This window comes from Dellaglioa algida (genome assembly GCF_030127605.1).
GTDB lineage: Bacteria > Bacillota > Bacilli > Lactobacillales > Lactobacillaceae > Dellaglioa > Dellaglioa algida.
Window position 1 is genome coordinate 1 of sequence record NZ_JANXLE010000007.1, and the last position, 17,663, is coordinate 17,663.

Consider the following 17,663-nt stretch of genomic DNA (forward strand, 5'->3'; position numbering starts at 1 on the left):
AATTAAAAAAGACATTAACTTAATTGTTAATGTCTTTTTTTGTGCGATCATTTATTATAAAAAGCCGCTTGCCGGATTTGAACCGGCGACCCCCACCTTACCATGGTGATGCTCTACCTGCTGAGCTAAAGCGGCATTACTATAAAATTCTATAGCAATACTAATAAAAAATCAATCTAAATATTAAACAATATGGACGGACGATCCAATTATAGAACCTTTCAGCAATGGTGATAGTGCTTCGATTGAAAATATGGATAGTGAATGCATTGCTCGGGAACAAAGTGTATAGAGATTTCCAAGGTCATTTTGTGATGCATAGTTTGTCTCTGAAATATCGAAGGCAACAACGGAATCAAACTCAAGTCCTTTAGCTAAATAAATGGGTAATATAATTGTAGTAGGCGGTATACTTCTATCACCGTCCGTGATTTTTGTAATATCTACCGACGCCCTGAGTTCATTATAAAGTATATTACACTCTGTTATATTTTTTGTAATAATTGTTAGCGGCTGACCGCTTTTATCTTTTTCGTTAATTAATGTTATCAAGGATGAAAGAGCCTGAGAACGATTTTTACTAAAGTATATTTTGGGTAATTCACCATGACGTGTGAATGATTCAATATTATTCCCGTCGGGCAGTAGTGATTTCGCAAAGTTAGTAATTTCAAACGTTGATCGATAACTTTTATTTAGAATAATTAAATTAGTTTTTTTGATTTTTAAAATCCGATTCAAATTTTCTAAAAATTTAGTTGGTAAAACTAAATCGTGGAACAGTGCTTGCTCACTATCGCCCAAAAGTGTTAGTTTGGCATTGGGGAAACAATTTTTTAAATATAAAAGTTGTAATGGAGAGTAGTCCTGTATCTCATCAATAAACAGGTGCTCAATATTTCTATTTTGACCGCTTCCTGACAATAGATCACGTAGTAATAATAATGGTGCAGCGTCCGACAATGCTATTTTGTGAAGTTCTAGGTTCAATTGGAATGTTATTTTAGATTCTGTTGAAATAGCAGATTCTAAAAATTTTGCATATTGCTCGTAGATATCTATAAAGTAGTTATTGTAGATAGCATCATAAACAATGTTAAAACGATCTTTCAATATGATTGTACCGATATATGAAATTTCGTCGTCTACATTATCGAATTCATCACGTTTATAGTCTGTTAAATATGTTTCGTACTGGGAGTCAGACAGAGAATCAATTTCTTCTCGTATCGAATCTGATGTAGACATTTCGGTAATTCGATTTTTCAATCGTTTTGTTAATGCATTTTTTGTTGCAGTGAACTTATCTGCTGATAACATATTTTGTGGCAAACGTGTGTATATCTGGGTGATTTCTTCTTTTTTAAAGAATGGTGTTCCTTCGTATATGATATCGGTGAAAGATAAATCTGTGGATTCTAGTGTATTTAAGTAATGTTCAATTGTTTCTTTGAATTGCTCATTACCTTTTATATCAGATAAATGGCGATCGTTATTTGATTCATAGTCTTCAAATAATGTCTCCACCTTTAATCCCTGAAATCGATTAGAAAAAAATTCTGCCAAAGTGACTTGTCGCATATTTTTTTCGCCTAAACTTGGCAGAACATCAGAAATATAATGACTGAAGAGTAGGTTTGGTGAGAATAAGATGATTTGGTCAGCATTTAGCGACGTTCTTGAATGATAAAGTAGGAATGCAATGCGTTGCAGAATGGCCGACGTTTTACCACTACCGGCGACCCCTTGTACGACTAGCAGGTCGCTTGTTGTATCACGAATAATTGTATTCTGTTCTTGTTGGATTGTTGAAACGATATTTTTCATTTGTGCATCGCTTTGTTCGCCTAGGACCTGCTGCAATAATTCATCACCAATTGTTTCGTTGGTATCAAACATCGATAGGATTTTGCCTTCCTTAATTTGAAATTGGCGTTTTTTTGATAATTCAGTCATTTGCTTTCCTTGTGGCGTTTCGTATGAAACATGGCCTAGTGCACCATTATAATAAATACTTGAGATGGGCGCTCGCCAATCGTGAATCAGAAAGTTTTGGTGATCATCTACTAGAGACGCTAGACCAATATAAAGTTGTTCTTGGTCTGGATCACCATCATCTTGGATATCAATGCGGCCAAAATAAGGTGAGTCGCCTAACTGTTCTAAAGTGTGGACTTGTCTTTCTAAAATTTCTTCGGTCTGAATTGTTGTTGCAACTAATTGCTTTTGTTGTTGGACTTCGGCATTCGTTTCAATTCGATCATCAATTTCAAAAGTATTGATTTTTGCGTTATCTACATAGTTTTTTTCAACTGATGATGTTTCTTTATGCGCTTTTTCATACAGTTCAGCTGTTTTAATTGATTTTTCATTAATTTCTTTAACAACTGAGTCCACTCGTTCTTGTTCAATTTCTTCTTCTGACATAATTAATGGCCCCCTTGTACTATTGACCTAGTTTAAAGGTTTTTGAAATTTTCGTCTAGTATTTAATATTATTTGATTTTTTGTGTGGAACACGCTACACTTACACTAATAGATAATTCATTGATTATTGCGAAGTAGGAATGCTAACCACAACAGGGACATACTGATTTTATTGAAAGGTATGATGGCAGGCCGAATTGGATATATGAGAATTTTGGGTAACCTCCTTATCGGTAAGTGGCAGGATTCGTTCTGCAATTTAGGTGGTACCACGAGACAGTCGTCCTATTGTTATTTACTAACAATAGGACTTTTTTTATAGATAGAAAGGGAGCGTAACTATGACAAAAAAAGTAATTTTAACGGGAGATCGTCCCACGGGTAAACTACATATTGGACATTACATTGGTTCATTGAAGAATCGCGTTGCAATGCAAAATTCAGGTGATTATGAGACATTCATTATGATTGCTGATCAACAAGCTTTGACAGATAATGCACGTGATCCAGAAAAAATCAAAAATAGTTTAATTCAAGTTGCTTTGGATTATTTGGCAGTTGGAATTGATCCAAGTAAAACAACTATTTTTGTACAATCTCAAATTCCTGCATTAACGGAATTAACAAGCTATTTCTTAAACCTGGTAACTGTTTCTCGTTTGGAACGAAATCCTACTGTTAAAGCTGAAATTCAACAAAAGAACTTTGAACGTAGCATTCCTGCTGGCTTTTTCGTTTACCCAGTTAGCCAAGCTGCTGATATTACGGCGTTTAAAGCAACGGTCGTTCCTGTTGGCGATGATCAAGAACCAATGATCGAACAAACACGTGAGATTGTTAGAAGTTTTAATACAATTTATCAAAAAGATATCCTTGTTGAACCGGAAGGCGTTTTCCCACCAAAGGGTCAAGGTCGTTTACCCGGACTAGATGGTAACGCAAAAATGAGTAAGTCATTAGGCAACGGTATTTTTCTTGCGGATGACGCTGAGACATTGAAGAAGAAAGTTATGTCGATGTATACTGACCCGGATCACATTCATATTGAAGATCCTGGTAAAGTTGAAGGTAACATGGTCTTTACTTATCTTGATATCTTTGATAAAGATACTGAAAAAGTTGCAGAGCTTAAGGCTCAATATCAAGCTGGCGGTTTAGGCGATGTTAAAATTAAACGTTACTTAAACGATGTGCTTGAAGCTGAGTTGGCACCAATTCGTGACCGACGTGCTGAGCTGGCTAAGGATCCTGAAGCCATTTATGCGATGCTAAAAGCCGGTAGCGACAAGGCAAATATTGTTGCTAACAAAACCTTGAACGAAGTTAGAGATGCGATTGGGATTAATTATTTTAACTAGTTCTGTTGTGAACCGTTTCTTTGATTTAGTATGAGGTGAGTAATAATGGAAAAGTTTGTTTTATTGGATTTGGGTTCAAATTCAGTCCGATTATCAATTAATGAGCAACTCGATGATGGGCAATTTAAAGAAATCAAACGATTAAAGTCAGAAACACGATTATCTGAAGGGATGGGGAAATCCCGCGTTTTGCAGGAACATGCAATGGCTAGGACGATTGAAGCACTAGTGAGTTTTAAAAAACAGTACGACGTTTATGGCCCAGTTGCCGTGCACGGCATTGCAACTGCTGCAGTTCGAATGGCGCGAAATCAAAAAGAGTTTTTACGTCGTATTAAAGAGGCTGTCGGTGCTGATATTGAAGTTTTGAGTGGCGATGATGAAGCTTATTACGACTATATGGGCGTTATGGAAGCTTTGCCAATTCGTGATTGCTTAATTTTAGATACGGGTGGTGCAAGTAGCGAACTCATCCATGTTGTTGATCGAAAAGTAGCCCATCTCGTGAGTCTTCCGTTTGGGGCGGTGACTTTATCTGAAAAATATTTAAAAAATGATCAGATTACGGGTAAAGAATTGTTTCAACTAATGGAATATTTAGTAACTGCCTTTCAAAAGTTAGAATGGTTAAAAGAAGCGATTGAACTACCGCTTGTATTACTTGGTGGGTCGAATCGAATTATTGGACGTCTTAATCGGAAAAAACAAAAATTAGTGAATACGGAAGCAATTAATGGCTATCAATTGTCGCGTAAAGCCGTTTCATTAACCTTTGAAGAATTAGTAGGGCTGACAACTAAAAAGCGTGCACAAGTTAGTGGGATAGCTTCTAATCGTGCAGATATTATCGTAGGTGGTATTGCGCCCGTTGTGGCCTTAGGTCAGTATTTGAATTCCGTAGGGGTCATTTTCTCTGAAAGTGGCGTTCGTGAAGGCTATTTAACAACTAAATTAGGCAAATAAAAAGACATCGTTTAATACGATGTCTTTTTATTTGGGTAAAATATCTTCAAATGTCATTGCCGACAAGAATTTTTGAATACGTTCTGTGGGATGATTGAAAAATTCATCCGGTGAACCGTTAAATAGAATATTGCCTTCTTCTAAAAAGATAATATTGCTAGCAACAGCTTTTGCGAAGGCCATATTATGCGTCACAATCACCATCGAATTCTTTTCGACGTCTAATTTAAGTAACACTTTTAAGACCTCAGCCTCTAACTCTGGATCCAGTGCGGAAGTTGGTTCGTCAAATAATAAGTATTTAGGATTCATTGCCATTGCACGGGCAATAGCGACACGTTGTTGCTGACCACCGGATAACTGATTTGGATAATAATTAGCACGATCTGAAAGACCAACTAGTTCCAAAAGTTCTTCAGCACGCTGCGCGGCAATTAATTTTTGTTCTTTTAAAACATGCAACGGACCTTCCATAACGTTCTTTAAAACGGTTAAATGTGGAAATAAATTATAATCTTGAAAAACCATGCCGGTCTGTCGACGAACTTCTAAAATAGTTTTTTCACTGATTGGTTGAGCGAAATCGATTACTTTATCATCTAATGAATAGAGACCTTCTTCAGGTTGTTCTAACAGATTAAATGACCGTAACAATGTCGATTTACCTGACCCAGAAGGCCCAACAATCACGGTTGTCTCATGTTCTGGCAATTCAAATGATAACGATTTTAATGCTTTGTGTTGATCAAAATATTTATTAACATTTTCAAATTTAATCATGATTCAGCCCCCTAGGTATTCTTAATGTAGCGCGATGTTCTTTTTTCTAGGTAATATTGGCCAACGTTTAAAATTGAGCAGAATACCAGGTAAACGACTGCAACTTCACAGTATAGGACCATAGGTTCATAAGTCCGGGCCGCGATTTGTTGACCAACGGAGAACATTTCAACAATTGTAATTGAGAAAGCTAGTGAGGTATCTTTAATTAAGCCAATAAAACTATTTGATAAAGGTGGCAACGAGACGCGAGCTGCTTGTGGTAAAATAACGCGGAATAATACGGTTGTATGGGTCATACCAATCGCGTAACCGGCCTCCCATTGCCCCTTTGAAATTGATAAAATGGCGGCACGAATTGTTTCGGACGCATATGCACCTACATTTAATGAGAAAACAATTACGGCAGCGCTGAATGCACCAAATTCAACCGTATAAGGAGCCGGCAATCTAGGTAATCCATAAAATAGAATAAACATTTGAACAATTAGAGGTGTTCCTCTGAAAAGCCAGACGTAAAAAGAAAAGAAGGCCTTACCAATTATTTTTAATAAACGCGTGAAAGTACTCCCTTTTTTAACGTTTGAAATGCGAACTAATGCTGTAATCACGGCGATAATTATCCCGATAATAAATGAGATAACCGATAATGGAATAGTGTAACGCAACCCGGCTTCTAAAATGGCCGGGAGTGAATCCATAACAAGTTTCATGAACGATGAACCTCTCTTAATCTAGTTTAATAAAAAAAGACCGATAACAAAATGGATTTTGCACCAGTCTTCTTTAACTTATTTGTTTGTAATATCGCTACCAAAGTATTTTTTAGATAATTTTGATAATGATCCGTCGGCGCGTAATTCTTTAAGCGCTGCGTCTAGTTTCTTTTGTAATTTAGGATTGTTTTTTTGAATCAAGCCGGCAACTTTAAGTGACGTGATTTCAGAACCCGTTGAAATTGTTTTGATGTTTGTGTCAGGTTTTTCTTTTAGGTATGAGTAAACAGCGTCATTACTGTTGATAGTACCATCAGCGCGGCCATCCAAAATTAAGCTAATTGTGTTTGAAAAATCGTCAGTTGATACGACATCAGCACCGAGGCGTTTAGCATCAGCACCATTTTCACTTGTAACGGTTTGTGCCATTTTTTTACCTTTGATATCTTTAATTGTTTTAATCGATGTGTTATCTTTTTTAACAACTAAAATCGATTTTGAATAGATGTAAGGTGATGTGAAATTGTATTTAGCTTGACGTTCTTTTGTCACACCGACATTGTTTAAAACAACATCATATTTGTTGGCATCTAATCCAGCAACTAGAGAATCCCATTTTGATTCTACAAATTTGGGTTTTAAATCCATCTTTTTAGCTAATTGTTGTCCAAGTTCAACTTCAAATCCCGTTAATTTATTATCGCTATCATGGTAGCTGTAAGGGCGGTAAGTCCCTTCAAGACCAATTGTTAAGGTATCTTTTGTTTGTGTTAAATCGGATGATGACTCTTTAGATTTGCCGCAGGCCGTTAGAGCAAGAGCAATCAATAACACACTGGCAAGACTTAATATTTTTTTCATTTTAGTACGCCCCTTTTTTTTAAAAGTAATATATTATCTTTCTATAATAGCGTAAAATGAGCTAAGAAACCATTCATTTTTCTTACTAAAAGTAAAAAACAATAAAAAGGACTAACAAAATGACAAAATTAATAAAATTTTATCAAAAAAAGTGGCAAGACCGGCTTAATATCTTATTGAATGATGGTCTTATTTCGGATGAAGCAAGAAAAGAGATAGAGAAAAGTTCACCTAATCACGAGTTAAATAATCAAATGACAGAAAATTATATAGCGGATTTTACGCTACCAGAAGGTGTTGCCTTTCATTATTTAGTTGATGGTAAAGAGGTGACGGTTCCGATGGTGACTGAAGAACCTTCTGTGATTGCCGCAAGTAATAACGGTGCAAAAATAATTGCATCCGCCGGTGGCTTTACGACGAAAATTGACTCTCGATTAATGATTGGTCAAGTGATTTTGGAAAATGTCGAAGAGACGGACAAGACGATTAAACAAATTGATGCGCAAAAAGCGTATTTAATTGAAGTAGCTAATGCGGCCCGTCCCTCACTTGTAAAACGTGGTGGTGGCGCACGCTGGGTACGTGTTAGAAAACTAGCAGATGATTTACTTTCTATTGATCTAGCAATTGATGTTCAAGCGGCAATGGGCGCAAACAGTGTTAATACGATGATGGAAGTGGTTGGTGATGTTCTGAGGAGAGAATTGAATCAAGATGTTTTGATGAGTATTTTATCTAATTATGCAACCGAGTCATTAGTCGAATCGAGTTGTTCAGTGCCAATTTTTCTACTCGATGCTGTACATATGGACGGGCAAGAACTAGCCAAAAAAATTGTTTCTGCCAGTCGAGTAGCACAAATTGACCCTTATCGAGCCGTCACACATAATAAAGGAATCATGAACGGTATTGACGCGGCGTTAATTGGATCTGGGAATGATTGGCGTGCGATTGAGGCAGGTGTTCATGCTTACGCTAGTCGAGATGGTCAGTACCGGGGCTTGACTAATTGGACGATAATTGGTGATAATCTAGTTGGGACAATTAAAGTGCCTATGCCTGTTGGAGTTGTTGGTGGCTCAATTGATATTGTACCAATGGTCCAAATCAATAAAAAAATGATGGGTATTGGCTCGGCTAAGGAGCTAGCTGGTGTAATCGCCAGCGTTGGCCTAGCACAAAATTTTGCAGCACTTAAAGCATTGGTTTCTGATGGAATTCAAAAGGGACATATGGGCCTTCAATTAAAATCATTAGCGGTTAAAGTTGGCGCTATGAATGAAGAAGTGGGACAATTAACTGAGTTATTAAAACATGAAATACGACCGGATACTGCGATTGCAACACAAAAATTAAAAGACCTAAGACGAAAAGGGGAACGTTAAAATGGCTGAAATTATATTACAACAAAACACGCAAAACTTAATTGCCGAAATTAAAAAACAATTTGATGGGGAAATCAAAATTCAATGTGGTGGAGAAAAAGTTGGATTCATTAGACATCAGCAAGTTGAATCACGGTTAGAAGATGGTAATTTTATTATCAATGTGACTGACATTACGGCGCCAGATTATTTAATTTCACATGAGTTGTTTCATTTTTTCTTACAACTTAACCAAGCGCCTGAATTAATGTTAAAGATGACAACGGATGATTTTGATATTGATGATAAAATTAACGCCACGGCTATCCAACTTTATGACACGATTTTACATGCAACAATTTTTAGATTACAGGAAGAAAATGGATTTATCGATGATAACGTCAGATCACTATTCTACCAAGGCGTTTTAGCAACAGTAACAGCTGAGCCTAAAGAAGGTAGTGGTCCAGACGAATGGGGAATGTATCGTTTAATCACGCTATTAGATGCCCTAGTTTTCTTCCAAAATGAAGATGCGGAACAAATTACTGAGAAATTTTTAGAATTTTATCCTATCTCTGCAAACGCGGCGCTCAAATTGTTGGAAATATTAACGGCAAACAGCTTGCGTGCACCGTTTGAAGCTCGACGTGCGGCAGTTGCATTATTCAAGGCATTTGATGCACAACTTGAAGCATGGAAATTACCAAAAATGTACCTAAATACATTTGCAACATTAACACCCGTTTTTAGCGAACGTCAATTAAAATTAGAAGTCCGTCAATTATTTGATATTATGCATTCTGAGTTTAAAAGTAACGTTAACTTTGCATCTGCATACATTGGAATTCAAAAAAATGATAAACAAAATGCATTTGTTATCACGGTCCCTAAAAATGCAGATTCAAAAGAAGTTATCATCCACACCTATGATATGACAGTGCTAGAACTGATGAACACGATTGATATGCGCTTTTTAATTAGACCTGCTGAATAATGGTAGAGTTAGCAAAATATAATTTAGCCGTTATTACGGCTGGGGATGAACTTTTACTACTGAACCGCTTCAAGAAACCGTATGTTGGTCTCTGGAATGGGATTGGTGGTAAACGTAAGGCGGCAGAATCTGAATTGGCAGGGATGATTCGTGAATTAGCTGAAGAAACGGGTATACAGGTTTCGGAAGTTCAATGCAGTCCAACCGGGTATCTTGAGTGGTCAGTGGATGATAATTATCAAGCCACGATAGCGTTGTTTCATGTAGATTTGGCGAAGTCGTTCGGAACGCAATATCCACAAAGAATGCGTGAAGGAATTCTGGCTAATTTTCCAACTGCATGGGCTTTAGATGAACAGAACGTTGGACTAACGCCTGACCTGATTCCTGTGTTACCTTATATATTAAAGAATGAGGCACATCGATATGTGACGAATTTCAGAGGCTCACAATTAATCAAATTTGAAATTAAATTATAGTGAAGGATTGTTGCAAAATGCTTGAACATAGCGAAATATTTACTCGGTTAAGTAGTCTTAAGACACGGTTGCAATGGTTAACTTACTTTCAACGGTTCTTCGACTTCATCCTTTTCTACTTTGGTGGTGTCAGTTTTTTTGGTGGAAATCCAATCATGTTATTTGGCACATTATTTACAAAAGGCGAAGGATTGTTATTAACCCTAATGGTCGCAGCAATTACGTTTAGTATTACGGCGCTAAAACGGGATCCAAGACGAGTGGGGCGCATTTTGATTACCATTTTAGATGGGCAACTGTCTGAAAAAGAAATTATGATTATTCGCCAATTTCAAAAATATGCCCGATAAATTTAAAAGAGATGGTCTGTGAAACTCGCGGATTGTCTCTTTTTATTGTTTAAAATCGGTAAAAAACTATGCTATACTGTTAAGGAGTTTATACAGAACGAATGACAAAATACAGATGAAACACGATACGGAAAGGGTCTTAAAAATGACAGAAAAACCCACATTTTATTTAACCACACCAATTTATTATCCATCAGGTAAATTACATATTGGTAATTCATATACAACAATTGCATGTGACGTGCTAGCGCGTTATAAACGCCAAAAAGGCTATGATGTTTTCTTCTTAACGGGAACAGATGAACATGGCTTGAAAATCGAACAAAAAGCTGAAGAATTGGGAACAACACCGCAAGCTTATGTCGATGGTATGGCTAGTGATATCAAAGAATTATGGAAAACACTTGAAATTACAAATGATAAATTTATTCGAACGACGGATGACCAACATGAAAAAGCAGTACAATATATTTTCGATAAATTACTCGAACAAGGTGATATTTATTTAGGGGAATATGAAGGTTGGTATTCTATTTCTGATGAAGAATTCTTTACAGAATCACAATTAGCCGAAGTTTTCCGTGATGATGCTGGCAAAATGATTGGCGGTAAAGCACCAAGTGGCCACGAAGTTTCATTAGTTAAGGAAGAATCATATTTCTTTAAAATGAGTAAATATGCGGATCGTTTATTGAGTTATTACGATGCACATCCCGACTTTATTCAACCAGAATCACGTAAAAATGAAATGGTAAATAACTTCATCAAACCTGGTTTGGAAGATCTTGCGGTTTCTAGAACGACCTTTAATTGGGGAGTTAAAGTGAAAAGTAATCCAAAACATGTTGTTTACGTTTGGATTGATGCTCTGGCAAACTATATTACGGCGCTTGGTTACGGCTCTGATGATACCGAGTTATTTGATAAATTCTGGCCCGCAAATGTCCAAATGGTTGGTAAAGAAATCGTGCGTTTCCATACGATTTATTGGCCAATTATTTTGATGGCACTTGATTTGCCTTTACCAAAACAAATTTTTGGTCATGGTTGGTTGTTGATGAAAGACGGAAAAATGTCTAAATCAAAGGGGAATGTTATCTACCCAGAAATGTTAGTTGAACGTTACGGATTAGATGCCCTCCGTTATTACTTAATGCGCGCTGTACCATTTGGTAATGATGGCGTCTTCACACCAGAAGATTTTGTTTCGCGAGTAAACTTTGATTTAGCGAATGATTTAGGTAACCTATTGAATAGAACTGTTGCTATGATTAATAAGTATGACGGTGGAAAAATTCCAACGTTAAATGGTAATGTGACTGAATTTGATGGCGACTTGGGTCAAACGGCTGAAGACGTTATTACGGAATACACAGAATTAATGGATAAAATGGAATTCTCAGATGGCTTAAATGCAATCTGGAAATTAGTTGCCAGAACAAATAAATACATTGATGAAACACAACCATGGGTCCTTGCTAAGGATGAAGCACGTAAAGCTGAGTTGGATAGCGTGATGGTTCATTTGGCTGCTAGTCTACGTGTGATTGCTGTTTTAATTCAACCAGTAATGACGCATGCGCCTAAAGAAATATTCAACCAGTTAGGTTTAGATGAAGCTGACATGGCAATTGAAGGGTTAAACTACTCTGACTTCCCAGCAAATAAAGTTGTTATTGAAAAAGGAACACCTATTTTCCCACGTTTAGATGTAGAGGAAGAAGTTGCCTACATTAAAGATCAAATGACAGTTTCTGATAAGAAAAAGGGGCGTAAAGCAATGGCAGTTAATCATACGGACGAAGATTCTACAGATTGGAACCCAGAAGATGTTGAGTTGAATTTAACATTACCTCAAACGACATTTGACCAATTTGAACCAAATGAATTAAAAGTTGCTGAGATTATCCAAGTTGAAAAAGTTCAAAATGCTGACAAATTATTGAAATTCAGATTAGATGCCGGTGATCCTGATCATCGTCAAATTTTATCTGGTGTGGCAGAGTTCTATCCTGAACCAGAAGACTTATTAGGTAAAAAAGTTGTGATTGTTGCAAACTTGAAACCACGTAAGATGAAAGGCGAAATTAGCCAAGGAATGATTCTTTCTGCTGAATACGATGGTAAATTAAAATTAATTACCGTTGATGAAGATATTAAAAATGGTGCAATTGTGGGCTAAATAAAAGTAAGGACTAGAAACAAAACTTGGTTTTGCTCTAGTCCTTCTTCATTTTTGCCGATCAAAGGAGGTATCCTATGGAAATATTTGATACGCATACACATATTAATTCTGATGAATTCAAAACTGAAATCCCTGAAGTTATTGAACGTGCTAAAGCGTTTGATGTCACTAAGATGGCCATCGTTGGTTTTGATCAACCTAGTATTTTAAAATCGTTAGCGTTGGCCAAAGATTATCCGAACTTGTATTCTATAATTGGTTGGCATCCAGAAGAAGCAAAAACGTATACACCAGAAACTGAAAAAGTCTTGATAGAACAACTACAGACGCCAAAAGTTGTGGCAATGGGTGAGATGGGTCTTGATTATCATTGGGATACATCCCCAGTAGAAACCCAGAAAAAAGTTTTTAAACGTCAAATTGAAATTGCTAAAAGTTTAAATTTACCGATTTCAATTCATAACCGAGATGCTTTTGAGGATGTTTACACCATTTTAAAGGAAGCTGATATCCGAGATATCGGCGGTATCATGCACAGTTTTAATGGTGACGCAAAATGGGCGGATAAATTCTTAGACTTAGGGATGCATTTATCCTATAGTGGCATTGTGACCTATAATAGCGCCAAAGAGGTTCATGAAGCAGTTAAAGTGACACCGATTGATCGAATTTTAATTGAAACAGATGCGCCATACTTAACGCCTGAACCTTATCGAGGTCAACGTAACGAACCCGGTTACACGAGATATGTCTTAGAGGCAATCGCAAAAATTCGAGAAAGTTCAAGTATCGATATGGCATCGGCAACATTTAAAAATGCCGAAAAACTATTTAGGATAGGTTAATATGCAAAAAATTAGAGAAGTGATTGTAGTTGAAGGTCGTGATGACACCAAACGGATCCATTTAGCTGTTAATGCGGATACGATTGAGACTCGTGGATCGGCAATTAGCGACGAAACATTAGATCAAATTGAATTGTTACAAGAGACTCGTGGGGTCATCGTATTTACAGACCCAGATTTTTCTGGAGAAAAAATTCGTAAAACAATTTCGGCACGAGTACCTAGCGTACAACATGCTTTTTTAAAGAAAAGTGAAGCTGTCCCAGATCATAAAGGTAGTCTAGGTGTGGAGCATGCCTCAGTTGAAGCTATTCGTGAGGCGTTGGAGCATCTTTATACGGAAATGCCAGATGGTGAGATTTTAATCAGCTTGGAAGATTTACAAACGGCAGGTTTAATTGCCGGTCCGGATGCTAAGAGTAAACGTGAAAAATTGGGTGAATACCTAAAAATTGGTTATACAAATGGGAAACAATTATATAACCGACTAAAATTATTTCAAATTACGCCGGAAGAATTTGCAGACGCATTGAAAGAAATTAACGAGATAACGGAGGAAACACATGGCTAACAATGACGTGCCAGATATTGCTTCACCAATTAGAACCAAAGCGATTATGGAAACTTATGGCTTAACTTTTAAAAAGAGTTTGGGTCAAAATTTCTTAACGGATAAAAATGTCTTAATGAATATCGTGGATGCTGGGGATATTACAGCTGAAGATGATGTTATTGAAATCGGACCCGGAATTGGGTCTTTAACAGAACAATTAGCGAGACGTGCTCATAAGGTTTTGGCCATTGAAATTGATCAAAATTTGATTCCAGTTCTTGGCGAAACATTAAGTCCTTATGACAATGTTGATATTGTGGAACAAGATATTTTAAAAGCTAACTTACCTGCATTGGTGGAAGAACATTTTGATGGTCAACATCCATTAAAATTAGTCGCTAATTTACCTTACTACATCACAACGCCAATTATTATGCATTTATTAGAAACGGCGGTTAAGTTGGATACCATCGTTGTCATGATGCAAAAAGAAGTTGCAGAACGAATTGCGGCTGACCCGGGAAGCCGGACATACGGCTCACTCACGGTTGCCGTTCAATACGAAATGGATGCGGAAGTGGCATTTGTTGTGCCAAGAACTGTATTCATTCCACAACCCAATGTTGATTCAGCAATTATTGTGTTGAATCAAAAAGAAGGGGACGTTGAACGTCCAATTAGTGAAATGGTCTTCTTTAAATTAGTTAAGGGAAGTTTTGCTCATCGTCGTAAAAGTTTGTGGAACAATTTGCAATCAATCTATGGTAAGACACCTGAAATTCGTGAGGCATTACAAGAAGCCTTAGATGCGTCAGAGATTTCTGCTCAAATTCGAGCTGAAAAGCTCAGTATTCATGAGTTTATCGTCTTGTCTAATAATCTTATTAAAGTCGAAGAGAAATTTAATTAACTTCTTATTGAACTACTAACGTCCGATGTGGTATAATTGCAAATCTTGTGAAACTATGTTATGATGTTTCACATAAGAAGGTGAAGCCCATCATGCCAGAAACTTTAGCAAGCATCAAGGAAAAGCTAGATGCCCAAGTCGGAAAGAACTTAACGGTAGTCGCTCAAGCCGGTAGAAAGAAAACTACAGAACGTAAAGGGATTTTACGTGAAACATTCCCAGCAATTTTTGTAGTTGATTTAAACCAAGATGAGAATTCATTTGAACGTGTCTCATACAGTTACACTGATGTTTTAACAAAAAATATTGAAATTGATTTTGAAGATTAACATAAACGGTTAAGTTTTATAAAATCTATCATTCAATGATAGATTTTTTTTTGCGAATGATTATCGGAGACCCGATAATCAAAAAAATAATAAATTTAGATAAAGGGATTAGGGTAGATGAATAAAAATTTTGGGAAAATCATTGGAGTAGTTGTTCTTGTACTGGTATTAATTGGGGGTTCGACAGGACTCTATTTAAAAACAGAGGCTAACAAACACGCGAGTCAATTAGAGGCAAGTAAAGAAAGTATTTTAAATGCCGCCGCTAATCATACCAAACCTTCTAAACAGAAGGTAAATGGAATTCTTGTGTACAACTATCTACCAAAGAACATTATGGTTCCACAGAATGCAGTAAAAATGGCTAAAAGTGAGAAGACTAATTCATTTGTAGTCGTAACTGCTACGAAAAATTCACAGCATGGGGATGCTGTGAATTACAAAATAACGGCACAGTCTTATCAAAAAGACGACTACTCTTATAAAAAATCAGGCTCCGCAAAAATGGATAATCAGTTAGTGAATGCTAAAACGAATCAGCCTTTAGCGCTTAGCGAGTTGCTTAACAAAAAAGGTAATTTATCTGATTTATCTTTACAACTACAAAATGAAATCTTAAAACAACATAAAAATTTGGATATTACTAAAGTATTGCGATTAACTGAGGCTAAGAAGTTAGCTAAAATTAAATTTAACTATTCAAACGACTCTTTACAAGTGACTTTCCCAGATAATGAGTTAAATGTTTCAACCGTATCTTTAACTGGTAAAGAACTTATTCACGTAATAGATCCCGTATTTTACTCGGATAAACTTAAAACTCAAGTTGTTCCTGAATCAAAAAACAAAAAACTTGTAGCAATTACTTTTGATGATGGCCCCGATCCCGCTAATACGCCTAAAATCTTAAAAACGTTGGCTAAAAATAAAGTAAATGCTACATTTTTCATGGTGGGTTATCGAGTAAAAGAAAATCCACAAATTGCGAAACAAGTTTTAGCTGCTGGTAACGAAATTGGTAGTCATACTTATAATCATGCTGACTTGGTGACTTTAAAAGATGATAAAGTGCAAAGTGAAGTTGAAAGTACATCTGCTGAAATTTATAAAGCAACCGGTATGTTGCCACAAATAGTCCGTCCACCATATGGAGCTGTTAATAAGGCTGTTGCTGCTAAAATGAATATGCCTGTTATTCAATGGGCTATTGATTCAAGAGATTGGGAAACAAAAAATAGTGCTAGAACGGTCTCAACTATTACCCAATCGACTTACCCAGGAACAATTATACTGACGCATGATAGTCAACCAACAACTGTTGTTGCACTTGATTCAATCATCAAAAATTTAAAAGCCAAAGGGTACGAATTTACAACGATTAGTAAAATGTTTGGTGATAGCTTACACGCAAATTATCAATACTTTGGTGAAGATGACGAACGTATTATTAAATAAAATGGTGTAGCGTCTTGACGTACTTGGTAAAATAACGCTGCTTAAATTAATAGAATATGAGTAGGTTCCTTGTCATTTTTTTTGATGAAGAACCTATTTTTTTATAATAGATGAACTGGGACTTTTATTTTTAGAAATTATTAGTATAATTAGAGGTAATTAAGGCATACTGGGATTAGGTGAAAATATGGAGATTCGTGAAAAAGCCCCAGCCAAAATCAACTTAAGTTTAGACACGCCATTCCATCATCAAGATGGTGAACAGGAGTGGCGGATGGTCATGACATCAGTTGATTTGGCAGACTACTTACATATCAAATCGCTAGAAGATCGAACGGACATTACAGTGGAAACTGATAGTGGCTTTTTACCGTGCGATCACCGAAACTTGGCCTACCAAGCGGCAAAAATTTTACAAGATAAGTTTCATATCAACAAAGGGGCTCAAATACATATTAAAAAACAGATTCCGGTGGCAGCAGGATTAGGTGGCGGATCATCAGATGCGGCTGCAGTTCTACGTGCGTTAAACAAATTATGGGAACTTAAGTTATCGCTGGCTGAACTAGCTAAAATTGGGTTGAAAATTGATTCTGACGTCCCCTATTGTGTCTACAGTAGAACAGCTCATGTAACCGGTCGCGGTGAAAAAATCGCCATTTTAAAAGAATTACCGCCTGTTTGGTTAGTGGTTGCGAAACCGAAAATTAGTGTCTCAACGCCAACAATTATTAGACAAATCGATTACACACACTTGGTCCACCCGAATGTGAATGCTATCGTGAACGCCATTGAGGATGACGATGTGGATGCGTTGATTGATAATCTAGGGAATGCGCTCGAACCAATTACGGCTGAACGTTATCCCGAAATTACGCGATTAAAAAAGAAAATGATAAAATTCGGTGCAGATGCTGCAGAAATGAGTGGATCTGGTCCAACCGTCTTCGCAATTTGTCGGAAAAAAAGCCGGGCGCAACATGTTTATAATAGTTTAAAAGGTTTTTGTGAAGAGGTTTATCTGGTCAGGCCCTTAAGCTGATTTAATTGCGATAGTTGACTGATTTTGGTATGTTGTAAGCATTAAA

17 protein-coding genes and 1 tRNA gene are annotated in these 17,663 nt (G+C 36.7%); 13 read left to right on the forward strand and 5 right to left on the reverse strand.

Features of this window, described 5'->3' with window-relative positions:
• Positions 1-62: 62 nt before the first annotated feature.
• Both N0K73_RS06365 and helD read right to left on the reverse strand, forming a co-directional pair.
• Positions 63-135: transfer RNA gene (locus N0K73_RS06365), tRNA-Thr, on the reverse strand.
• A 48-nt stretch (positions 136-183) separates the two neighbouring features.
• The gene (helD, locus tag N0K73_RS06370) at positions 184-2,427 is read right to left on the reverse strand and encodes an RNA polymerase recycling motor HelD (RefSeq protein WP_112251203.1); all 2,244 of its coding nucleotides are present in this window, start codon (positions 2,425-2,427) and stop codon (positions 184-186) included.
• 341 nt (positions 2,428-2,768) lie between these two features.
• Between helD and trpS the strand changes: the two genes are divergently transcribed.
• Together trpS and N0K73_RS06380 are read left to right on the forward strand one after the other, a co-directional pair.
• Entirely contained in the window at positions 2,769-3,785 is a 1,017-nt protein-coding gene (gene trpS, locus N0K73_RS06375) for a tryptophan--tRNA ligase (RefSeq protein ID WP_057974698.1), read from the forward strand.
• A gap of 45 nt (positions 3,786-3,830) precedes the next feature.
• Positions 3,831-4,748: a Ppx/GppA family phosphatase gene (locus tag N0K73_RS06380; RefSeq protein ID WP_112251205.1), complete on the forward strand. Its 918-nt coding sequence runs from the start codon at positions 3,831-3,833 to the stop codon at positions 4,746-4,748.
• 27 nt (positions 4,749-4,775) lie between these two features.
• On the opposite strand, the gene N0K73_RS06385 is transcribed toward N0K73_RS06380, so the two are convergent.
• From N0K73_RS06385 to N0K73_RS06395, 3 genes are all read right to left on the reverse strand, one after another.
• Entirely contained in the window at positions 4,776-5,528 is a 753-nt protein-coding gene (locus N0K73_RS06385; RefSeq protein ID WP_057974700.1) for an amino acid ABC transporter ATP-binding protein, read from the reverse strand.
• A gap of 11 nt (positions 5,529-5,539) precedes the next feature.
• Positions 5,540-6,241 carry an amino acid ABC transporter permease gene (locus N0K73_RS06390; RefSeq protein ID WP_057974701.1) on the reverse strand — a complete coding sequence of 234 codons (702 nt, stop codon included), beginning with the start codon at positions 6,239-6,241 and terminating at the stop codon, positions 5,540-5,542.
• Between the two features lie 78 nt (positions 6,242-6,319).
• The gene (locus N0K73_RS06395; protein WP_112251207.1) at positions 6,320-7,105 is read right to left on the reverse strand and encodes a transporter substrate-binding domain-containing protein; all 786 of its coding nucleotides are present in this window, start codon (positions 7,103-7,105) and stop codon (positions 6,320-6,322) included.
• 119 nt (positions 7,106-7,224) lie between these two features.
• Here N0K73_RS06395 and N0K73_RS06400 point away from each other — a divergent pair, with 119 nt between their 5' ends.
• The 11 genes from N0K73_RS06400 (at position 7,225) to ispE (ending at position 17,617) form a co-directional block, all read left to right on the forward strand.
• Complete coding sequence (locus N0K73_RS06400; protein WP_112251209.1) at positions 7,225-8,493, forward strand: hydroxymethylglutaryl-CoA reductase, degradative; 1,269 nt, start codon at positions 7,225-7,227, stop codon at positions 8,491-8,493.
• Between the two features lies 1 nt (position 8,494).
• Complete coding sequence (locus N0K73_RS06405) at positions 8,495-9,469, forward strand: hypothetical protein (RefSeq protein ID WP_057974704.1); 975 nt, start codon at positions 8,495-8,497, stop codon at positions 9,467-9,469.
• A complete protein-coding gene (locus N0K73_RS06410) occupies positions 9,469-9,948 on the forward strand; it encodes an NUDIX domain-containing protein (protein ID WP_112251211.1) in 480 nt (159 codons plus the stop codon). Before N0K73_RS06405 ends, N0K73_RS06410 begins: the two co-directional genes overlap by 1 nt.
• 17 nt (positions 9,949-9,965) lie before the next feature.
• Positions 9,966-10,298, forward strand: a complete 333-nt coding sequence (locus N0K73_RS06415; RefSeq protein WP_057974706.1) for a hypothetical protein — start codon at positions 9,966-9,968, stop codon at positions 10,296-10,298.
• A gap of 145 nt (positions 10,299-10,443) precedes the next feature.
• Positions 10,444-12,480, forward strand: coding sequence for a methionine--tRNA ligase (gene metG, locus N0K73_RS06420; protein WP_284068658.1), 2,037 nt, complete (start codon positions 10,444-10,446; stop codon positions 12,478-12,480).
• 77 nt (positions 12,481-12,557) lie between these two features.
• Entirely contained in the window at positions 12,558-13,328 is a 771-nt protein-coding gene (locus tag N0K73_RS06425) for a TatD family hydrolase (protein WP_112251215.1), read from the forward strand.
• Position 13,329: 1 nt separating this feature from the next.
• On the forward strand, positions 13,330-13,899 hold the full coding sequence (rnmV, locus tag N0K73_RS06430; protein WP_112251217.1) for a ribonuclease M5: 570 nt from the start codon (positions 13,330-13,332) through the stop codon (positions 13,897-13,899).
• A complete protein-coding gene (gene rsmA / locus N0K73_RS06435; protein ID WP_057974709.1) occupies positions 13,892-14,791 on the forward strand; it encodes a 16S rRNA (adenine(1518)-N(6)/adenine(1519)-N(6))-dimethyltransferase RsmA in 900 nt (299 codons plus the stop codon). Before rnmV ends, rsmA begins: the two co-directional genes overlap by 8 nt.
• A 92-nt stretch (positions 14,792-14,883) precedes the next feature.
• Positions 14,884-15,120, forward strand: coding sequence for a Veg family protein (locus tag N0K73_RS06440; protein WP_057974710.1), 237 nt, complete (start codon positions 14,884-14,886; stop codon positions 15,118-15,120).
• A gap of 117 nt (positions 15,121-15,237) precedes the next feature.
• Positions 15,238-16,575: a polysaccharide deacetylase family protein gene (locus tag N0K73_RS06445; RefSeq protein WP_112251219.1), complete on the forward strand. Its 1,338-nt coding sequence runs from the start codon at positions 15,238-15,240 to the stop codon at positions 16,573-16,575.
• A gap of 187 nt (positions 16,576-16,762) precedes the next feature.
• Positions 16,763-17,617, forward strand: coding sequence for a 4-(cytidine 5'-diphospho)-2-C-methyl-D-erythritol kinase (gene ispE, locus N0K73_RS06450; protein ID WP_057974712.1), 855 nt, complete (start codon positions 16,763-16,765; stop codon positions 17,615-17,617).
• The last annotated feature ends 46 nt before the right edge of the window (positions 17,618-17,663 follow it).

What these genes read in the sequence shown, in the direction of transcription:
- helD (WP_112251203.1), bottom strand. Translation starts at nt 2,427, where the DNA reads ATGTCAGAAGAAGAAATTGAACAAGAACGAGTGGACTCAGTTGTTAAA.
- trpS (WP_057974698.1), top strand. Translation starts at nt 2,769, where the DNA reads ATGACAAAAAAAGTAATTTTAACGGGAGATCGTCCCACGGGTAAACTA.
- N0K73_RS06380 (WP_112251205.1), top strand. Translation starts at nt 3,831, where the DNA reads ATGGAAAAGTTTGTTTTATTGGATTTGGGTTCAAATTCAGTCCGATTA.
- N0K73_RS06385 (WP_057974700.1), bottom strand. Translation starts at nt 5,528, where the DNA reads ATGATTAAATTTGAAAATGTTAATAAATATTTTGATCAACACAAAGCA.
- N0K73_RS06390 (WP_057974701.1), bottom strand. Translation starts at nt 6,241, where the DNA reads ATGAAACTTGTTATGGATTCACTCCCGGCCATTTTAGAAGCCGGGTTG.
- N0K73_RS06395 (WP_112251207.1), bottom strand. Translation starts at nt 7,105, where the DNA reads ATGAAAAAAATATTAAGTCTTGCCAGTGTGTTATTGATTGCTCTTGCT.
- N0K73_RS06400 (WP_112251209.1), top strand. Translation starts at nt 7,225, where the DNA reads ATGACAAAATTAATAAAATTTTATCAAAAAAAGTGGCAAGACCGGCTT.
- N0K73_RS06405 (WP_057974704.1), top strand. Translation starts at nt 8,495, where the DNA reads ATGGCTGAAATTATATTACAACAAAACACGCAAAACTTAATTGCCGAA.
- N0K73_RS06410 (WP_112251211.1), top strand. Translation starts at nt 9,469, where the DNA reads ATGGTAGAGTTAGCAAAATATAATTTAGCCGTTATTACGGCTGGGGAT.
- N0K73_RS06415 (WP_057974706.1), top strand. Translation starts at nt 9,966, where the DNA reads ATGCTTGAACATAGCGAAATATTTACTCGGTTAAGTAGTCTTAAGACA.
- metG (WP_284068658.1), top strand. Translation starts at nt 10,444, where the DNA reads ATGACAGAAAAACCCACATTTTATTTAACCACACCAATTTATTATCCA.
- N0K73_RS06425 (WP_112251215.1), top strand. Translation starts at nt 12,558, where the DNA reads ATGGAAATATTTGATACGCATACACATATTAATTCTGATGAATTCAAA.
- rnmV (WP_112251217.1), top strand. Translation starts at nt 13,330, where the DNA reads ATGCAAAAAATTAGAGAAGTGATTGTAGTTGAAGGTCGTGATGACACC.
- rsmA (WP_057974709.1), top strand. Translation starts at nt 13,892, where the DNA reads ATGGCTAACAATGACGTGCCAGATATTGCTTCACCAATTAGAACCAAA.
- N0K73_RS06440 (WP_057974710.1), top strand. Translation starts at nt 14,884, where the DNA reads ATGCCAGAAACTTTAGCAAGCATCAAGGAAAAGCTAGATGCCCAAGTC.
- N0K73_RS06445 (WP_112251219.1), top strand. Translation starts at nt 15,238, where the DNA reads ATGAATAAAAATTTTGGGAAAATCATTGGAGTAGTTGTTCTTGTACTG.
- ispE (WP_057974712.1), top strand. Translation starts at nt 16,763, where the DNA reads ATGGAGATTCGTGAAAAAGCCCCAGCCAAAATCAACTTAAGTTTAGAC.